This is a genomic window from Streptomyces viridosporus (assembly GCF_002078235.1).
In the GTDB taxonomy this organism is placed as follows: Bacteria; Actinomycetota; Actinomycetes; order Streptomycetales; family Streptomycetaceae; genus Streptomyces; species Streptomyces viridosporus.
The window spans coordinates 1-6,881 of sequence record NZ_MSGP01000383.1 but is presented as its reverse complement, the minus strand read 5'-3'; the positions used below and the strand labels follow the sequence as shown (position 1 = coordinate 6,881).

Annotated in this window: 6 protein-coding genes and 1 pseudogene; 5 read left to right on the top strand and 2 right to left on the bottom strand. The window is 73.8% G+C overall.

Features of this window, described 5'->3' with window-relative positions; translation table 11 throughout:
• Positions 1-97: 97 nt before the first annotated feature.
• A complete protein-coding gene (locus tag B7L92_RS26245) occupies positions 98-1,450 on the bottom strand; it encodes an MFS transporter (RefSeq protein ID WP_081239866.1) in 1,353 nt (450 codons plus the stop codon).
• 249 nt (positions 1,451-1,699) lie between these two features.
• Between B7L92_RS26245 and B7L92_RS26240 the strand changes: the two genes are divergently transcribed.
• A complete protein-coding gene (locus B7L92_RS26240) occupies positions 1,700-2,461 on the top strand; it encodes an IclR family transcriptional regulator (protein ID WP_255311140.1) in 762 nt (253 codons plus the stop codon).
• Between the two features lie 189 nt (positions 2,462-2,650).
• On the opposite strand, the gene B7L92_RS26235 is transcribed toward B7L92_RS26240, so the two are convergent.
• Complete coding sequence (locus B7L92_RS26235) at positions 2,651-3,661, bottom strand: SEC-C domain-containing protein (RefSeq protein WP_081239864.1); 1,011 nt, start codon at positions 3,659-3,661, stop codon at positions 2,651-2,653.
• A gap of 182 nt (positions 3,662-3,843) precedes the next feature.
• Between B7L92_RS26235 and B7L92_RS26230 the strand changes: the two genes are divergently transcribed.
• The 4 genes and pseudogenes from B7L92_RS26230 to B7L92_RS26215 all read left to right on the top strand — a co-directional run bounded on the left by B7L92_RS26230 (position 3,844) and on the right by B7L92_RS26215 (position 6,846).
• Positions 3,844-4,635: a hypothetical protein gene (locus B7L92_RS26230; RefSeq protein WP_081239863.1), complete on the top strand. Its 792-nt coding sequence runs from the start codon at positions 3,844-3,846 to the stop codon at positions 4,633-4,635.
• Positions 4,636-4,781: 146 nt separating this feature from the next.
• Positions 4,782-5,132, top strand: coding sequence for a DUF6412 domain-containing protein (locus tag B7L92_RS26225; protein ID WP_081239862.1), 351 nt, complete (start codon positions 4,782-4,784; stop codon positions 5,130-5,132).
• A gap of 125 nt (positions 5,133-5,257) precedes the next feature.
• Positions 5,258-5,974, top strand: coding sequence for a YidC/Oxa1 family membrane protein insertase (locus B7L92_RS26220; protein ID WP_081239861.1), 717 nt, complete (start codon positions 5,258-5,260; stop codon positions 5,972-5,974).
• Positions 5,975-6,193: 219 nt separating this feature from the next.
• Positions 6,194-6,846 (top strand): annotated as a pseudogene (locus B7L92_RS26215) (fumarylacetoacetate hydrolase family protein).
• Positions 6,847-6,881 lie beyond the last annotated feature (35 nt).

Genomic DNA, 6,881 nt, shown 5'->3' with positions numbered 1-6,881 from the left:
GTAGGGGGACGGAGGGGCAGGTACGGCGGGAAGGGCGCGGCGGGAAGGGCGCGCCGGGGCAGGTGAGCGGGACGGGTACGGCGGGGCGCGGTCCCCGTCAGGCCTCGAGCCGCCGGCCGGTGCGGTCCGGGAGCAGGCGGATGGCGACGGCGGAGACCAGGATGGTGAGGAGCCCGTAGCCGGTGACCAGGGCCGTCCCGTTGTCCGAGATCTGCATCAGCCAGGTCGCGAGGAAGGGGGCCGGCGCGGCGAACACCATGTTTCCGCAGGTGAGGCCGAGGGCCGAGCCGGTGTAGCGGATCGGGGTCGGCAGGGCCTCGGCGTAGAAGGCGCCCTGGCAGCCCGTCATGAACTGCACACCGATCAGCGCGCCCGTGATGGCGAACGCGGCCAGCCACCAGTTGCCCGTGTCCAGGATCAGGAAGAAGGGGAGGAGGAAGGCCAGCAGGACGGTGAGGCCGATGAACAGGACGCGCTTGCGGCCGATCCGGTCGCTGGACCAACCGCCCAGCAGGCTCGCCCCGATGGAGACCGTGTTCGCGACGACCATCAACCCGAACGTGGCGCTGTTGTCGAATCCGACCCGGCCCGTGAGGTAGCTGGTGGCGAAGGTGACCGTGATGTAGTACAGCGCTCCCGGCGCGGCCCACGCGAGCACCAGCAGCGTCACCGTCCTCCAGTGCTGCCGCAGCAGTCCGCGGGCCGGCTGTTCGCGCTCGTTCTTGGCCTCGCTGGCGAGGAAGGCCGGGGTCTCCTCGACGCGGTGCCGGATGTAGTAGCCGACGACGATGAGCGCCACGCTCATCAGGAAGGGCACCCGCCAGCCCCAGCCGGTGAACTGCTCCTCGGTGAGCCACGCGGCGAGGCCGGTCAGCGAGAGGGTGGCGAGCACCTGGCTGATCGGCGATCCCACCGACATCAGGGCACCCGCGATACCGCGACGCCGGTCCGGCGAGTGCTCCATCACCATCAGCTGCGACCCGGTCAGTTCGCCTCCCAGGGCGAAGCCCTGCAGGAACCGCAGGACCACCAGCGCGGTCGGGGCGACGATGCCCACACTGGCGTAGGTCGGCAGCAGGCCGATCAGCACCGACGCCACGCCCATGAGCAGCAGCGTGGCCATGAGGACGTTCCGGCGGCCGAGCCGGTCGCCCAGCACGCCGAACACGAGGCCGCCCAGGGGCCGCGCCACCAGCCCGACCCCGAAGGTCGCGAACGACGCCAGCAGCGCGACACCCGGCGTCAGGTCGGGGAAGAACAGCTGCGGGAAGACCGTGGCCGACAACGCGCCGTACACGGAGAAGTCGAACCACTCCAGCGCGGAGCCCAGCGCGCCGCTGACGACCGCCCGCCGGGCGGCGGGTGTCCCGCTCCCGGCCTCCGCGCCGCCGCCCGGTGCCGCATCCGACCGGCTTGCTCCGACCTGTCCGTCGAGTCCACTGACTCTCATCGCTTCACCCTCCTCGGTGTCCTCACTGCGCGGCACGTCACACGAACTCACCGGCGGTTCACGCCTCAACGGCCACTTACGCCATGGGCACGCACAGGGGTGATCTCGCGCCCAGTAGGTCCGCGCCACGCAAGACACCCGTTCGAGTGTGCGTTCGCCTGCGGATGGCGAGAGCATCCACTATCAGGGATTGGCTAGTCAATCATTCCCTGTATGTGGGATTGTGTAGCCGTGAACACTCTCCAAACCGTGGACAGGGCTCTCCGTCTGCTCGTACTGGCCCAGCGGGAGCCGGTCGTCACCCTCGCCCGTGCCGCCGGCGAACTGGGTGTGGGGACCTCCGTCGCCCATCGGCTCCTGGCCACCCTCGAGGCGAACGGCTTCATGCGCCGCTCGCTCGACGGCCCCGGCTACCGCCTCGGCCCGGCCATGACCGCCGCCCGTCCCGCCCACGCCGACACGGACTTCACCCACCTCATCCAGGACGACCTGCTCGAACTGCAGGCGGCCACCGGCGAGACCGTGGAGTTCGCGGTCCTGGAGGGGCAGGCGGTCCGCTACATCTACGGCATCGCCTCACAGCACCAGATGCGCATCGAGGCCAGGGCGGGAACGATCCTTCCCGCGCACGTCGCGGCCTGCGGACGGGCCCTCCTCGCCACCCTCACGACCGACCAGCTCCGCCGGATCTACCCGAACGAACCCCTCCCGCACGCGACGAGGACCACCACCCCGACCCGCACGGCCCTCGAAGCCGAACTGGAGAACGTCAGGCAGCGCGGCTACGCGCGCAACATCGAGGAGACCCAGCCCGGCATCGCGGCCCTCGCGCAGACCCTCCCCACCCCGCAGGGGTACCCGCCCATCGCCATCACCATCTCGGGGCCGCAGGCACGTCTCTGCTTCACCCGCGAGGACCCCCGCACCCCGTCGGAGACGGCACTCACCCAAGCCCTGCGCCAGGCGACGCAGAAGATGCAGGCGAAACTCACCTCGAAACTGCAGCACTAGCCCGACCGACCCCTCACGAGGGCCGCCGGGCAGCCCGACCGGCCCTCCATGAGGGCCGCCGGGTTCCTCACCGGGGCAGGGCCGTTGCTCCCCGCCCGGCCGGGGCGGGGCTGTTGCTCCCTTGCTCCCTTGCTCCCTTGTTTCCCGTCCGGCCGGGGCGAGGTGGTCGCCGCCCCGGCCGTTCACCGCTCAGGCGCCGTGGCACTCCCCGTACGCCCGTCCCGAGCCGCACCAGCACGCCGCGCCCCGCTCCGGCGGCCAGGCGACCGCCCGGCCCCGGGCCGCCAGCGTCGTCGCGTACTGCGGCAGCAGCGTCGCGTCCCCGGGCGCGGTGCCCTCCGACGCCGCGAAGGCCTCGTACGAGGGAACCGTGCCCGTGACGACGCCCAGGTTCGGCGTGCCCGACGACGCCAGCTCCCGCAGGGCCGCCTCCGTGGTCGCGAGGTGCTCCTCGTAGGACGAGTACTCCCGCGCCAGCGTCGGGTAGGCCTCGGTCAGTTCCGCCAGCTCGTCCGCCGGCCAGTGGAGGATCGCCACCGGGAAGGGGCGGGACAGGGCCTGGCGGTACGCGCCCAGCTCCGCCCGCAGCCGCGTGATCTCCGCCTCCAGCTCCGCCGGGTTCTCCGAGCCCAGGGACCACACGCGCTTGGGGTCGTGGAGCTCGTCCAGGGTGATCGGGAGGGTGTGGACGGAGTCGGCCAGCGCGTCCCACTCGTCGTGGACCGCGCCCAGCATCCTGCGGACGCGGTGGCGGCCGAAGAGGAGGGGGTGGGTGGCGCGCGGAGGCTCCGTCACACCGGTCAGGAGCAGGCGGACCGCCTGCGTGAACGTCTCGTGCGCCTGCTCCAGTTCGTCGTGGGACTCCAGGGACTCCGCCACGATCACCCAGGGGGCCGGGTCGCGCGGGGACGCCGTGCGGATGCCGTCGATGATCGCGCGGGCCTCCGCCTCGTGGCCGTACTCCCAGAGGTTCGAGGCCTTCAGGGCGCGGACCAGGGCGGGGTGGTCCAGCCCGGTGCCGGAGACCAGCAGACGGTCGTAGAGGGCGGTCGCGGCGGGGCGGTCCCCGGCGAGCTCCCGGTGGGCGGCGGCGCGCAGCAGCAGGGCCTCGGCGTCCTCGGGATACAGCTCGGCGGTCCGCTCCAGGCGTGCCGCTTCGGAGGCGTGGTCGACGTTTTCGGCAGGCGTGTCGGGGCGCATGGGGGACACCGTACTGCCGACGGCCGACAAAGGTGAGACGGCCGCGGGCCGGAGGGCGCACCGGCCCCGGGAGGGGACGTTCCGGTGTCGTGCGGGGAACGGACGGCCGTCCCGGACCCTACGTTTCGGGGACGGATCGCGGGAGGATCCGTAGGGACCGCGAGGGCGGCGAGGGGGCGAGCATGCGTGAACGGGCGACCATCGGATGCCTGGTGCTGCTGAACGTGGTGCTGCTCGTCCCCTTCGTGGTGGCGGCCTACCTCTGGATCTCCTTCGAGCGGGCCGAGCGGGAGAACGAGCGGCGCCGGGAGGCCGCGGCCGACTCGCTCCTGGAACGGGCCCGGGACACGGCGGACCGGACCGCCGACGCGCTGACCGCGAGTCGGGACACCGGCACCGACGCGCTGCTGGAGGTGATCTGGAAGCACACCGAGAGCCCCGTCATCGCCCATGACGAGGACCGGCGCGTGTTCACCGCCGTCATCTCCCGGGCGGGCGGGTACGACCCGGAGCCCATGCCGTTCGGCGTCACGGGGGAGTTCGAGCGCTGCTTCGCCCACACCTACGCGCGCCGTCCCGGCCCGGGGTGGACCGGGGAGGTCGCCGAGCGGGACCGCTCGGTGTGCGAGGGGAGCGAGCGGGTCGGCGGCCGGGTGCGGTCCGCGCGGAGGGAACTGGAGGGCCTGGCCGCGGGGCGGTTGACGCGGGACGGCCTGCAGGAGGCTCTCGACGCCGACCGCCTCCCGAGCGAGGAGAGCCGCTCCGAGGTGCGCGACGTCGTGCGGACGGGGCGCACGGTCGTCGCCCTCGTCCTCTTCCGGGAGCGGTACTGGACCCCGGACGAGGCGGAGGCGGAGGCCGAGCAGTGCTACCGCCTCACCCGGGTCCTCGTTCCCGGCGATCCGTACGCCGCCGACGATCCCGGGGGCGGCACCGGGGAGTCGGTCACCGCCGTGCCGGTGGCCGCCTGCTGAACCGGCGTGCGGCGGCCGTCCGCCTCCGCCCCGCCGTCCCGGTGCCGGACCCGGCCCCCGCGGGTGGACGTGCCGGCCCGGGAACCGCCGTGCGCTCCCGGGCGTTTCAGAGGATGCCGGGCCGTCGTGGAGGAGAGGGAGGGCGAGTGAACCGCAGCCGGACGAAGCCGCGTTCCGCCGTCCCCGCGGCCCTCGCTATTCTCACCGTGCTCCTCCCGCTGCTGCCGGTCGTCCTGCTCGTCCTGCCGGACGCCGGCGGCCTGGCCGCAGGCGTCACGCTCGCCGCGACCACCGCGGCCGGTGCCGCGCTCGTCGTCTGCGCCCTCGTCGCCGCGCGCTGCGTGCCCGCCGTGCCGCCCACCCGGGTGCGCACGGCCCTGCGCGACCGCGACCGGCGCACCGCCTTCCTGCCGCAACGCGACCCCGACGCCAGGGGGCGCACCCGGCCCCGGGCACCCGGACACGCCCTGCCGGCGACCGCCGCGCAGGGCACGTAGGGCACACAGGGCACCTGTTCCGTCCGTCCACCACGCCCCGCGCGGGTCGTCATGCCGTCATCCCGTCTTCCGGTCCCGGTGCGCCCGGGACCTCCGGCACGACGAGACCCCCGGAGGGCTCACCCATGTCCGTCTTCGCCAGCCTGGTCGAGCGCCTGGCCGACCTGCTCCATCCCCTGTTCGGCGCCTCGGCGGCGGCCGCCGCGATCGTCCTGTTCACCGCGCTCGTACGCCTCCTCGTCCACCCCCTGTCCCGGGCCGCCGCACGCGGGCAGAAGGCCCGGGCCGCGCTCCAGCCGAAGATCGCCGAGCTGCGCCGCAGGCACGGCGGGAACCCCGAGAAGCTCCAGCGGGCCGTGCTGGACCTGCACGCCCGGGAGAAGGTGTCGCCGCTGTCCGGGTGCCTGCCGAGCCTGTTCCAACTCCCGGCGTTCTTCCTGCTGTACCACCTCTTCTCCAGCGGGACGATCGGCGGACGGGACAACGAACTGCTCGGGCACGAGCTGTTCGCCGCGCCGCTCGGCGGGCGGTGGGCCGACGCGCTGGGCGCGGGCGGCCCGTTCGGCGGTCCGGGGCTCGTCTACGCCGGACTGTTCGCGCTGGTCGCCGTCGTCGCCGCCTTCGGCTACCGGCTGACGAAGCGGTCGATGGCCGCGAACGCGGCGGCGGCCGGGGGCGGCGGGGAGCAGCAGGTGCCGGGGATGGCCGCGATGACCAGGGCGCTGCCCTTCATGTCCTTCCTGACCCTGGTCACCGTGGCCGTGGTGCCGCTGGCCGCCGCGCTGTACGTGGTCACCAGCACGACGTGGAGCGTGGTGGAGCGGGCCGTCCTGTACCGATGACGGCCGATGGCGGCCGGTGACGGCCGGTGAAGACCCCTGGCGGCCGGGGCGCCCGAGGGCGGCCCGGGCCCGTGCCCGCGGCGCGGGTCCAGTACGTGAACGGGGTATTGCGGTCCGGGCGTTCGCCTTGGAGGATCGTCCGGTCCTCCGATGACCGCGGGCGCCCGCCGCACCCGGGCCGCGCGCCTCGGCGGACCCGCGACCGAGGGAGACGTGATCATGAAGCTGCTGCGGGTCGGCACGGCGGGCCGGGAACGGCCCGCGCTGCTCGACGCCGACGGGATCCTGCGGGACCTCTCGGGGCTCGTCGCGGACATCGACGGTGAGCTGCTCGCCGACGAGGCGGCGCTCGACCGGATCCGGGCCGCCGCCGACACCGGTGAGCTGCTCGCGCTGGACGAGGCGGGGCTGCGGATCGGACCGCCGCTGGCACGGATCGGCAAGATCGTCTGCATCGGCCTCAACTACCACGACCACGCACGCGAGACGGGCGCCGAGCCGCCCGCCGAGCCGGTGGTCTTTCTCAAGGCGCCGGACACGGTCGTCGGCCCGGACGACACGGTGCTGGTGCCGCGCGGGTCGGCCAAGACCGACTGGGAGGTCGAGCTGGCCGTCGTNNCCTGCGGCTCTGGGTCAACGGGGAGTTGAAGCAGGACGGCACCACCGCCGAGCAGATCTTCCCGGTGGGCGAGGTCGTGCGCTACGTCAGCCGGTTCATGACGCTGTACCCGGGGGACGTCATCAACACCGGTACGCCGGCGGGGGTGGCGCTGGGGCGGCCGGAGCCGAAGCCGTTCCTGCGCGCCGGGGACGTGGTGGAGCTGGAGATCGAGGGGCTCGGGCGGCAGCGGCAGGAGCTCAAGGACGCGTAGCGCTCCGCCGGGGAGCCGGGGGAGCGCGGGGCGGG

Excerpts from the sequence above, each read along its gene's own strand:
- B7L92_RS26245 (WP_081239866.1), bottom strand. The coding sequence starts at position 1,450 with ATGAGAGTCAGTGGACTCGACGGACAGGTCGGAGCAAGCCGGTCGGAT.
- B7L92_RS26235 (WP_081239864.1), bottom strand. The coding sequence starts at position 3,661 with ATGCGCCCCGACACGCCTGCCGAAAACGTCGACCACGCCTCCGAAGCG.
- B7L92_RS26230 (WP_081239863.1), top strand. The coding sequence starts at position 3,844 with ATGCGTGAACGGGCGACCATCGGATGCCTGGTGCTGCTGAACGTGGTG.
- B7L92_RS26220 (WP_081239861.1), top strand. The coding sequence starts at position 5,258 with ATGTCCGTCTTCGCCAGCCTGGTCGAGCGCCTGGCCGACCTGCTCCAT.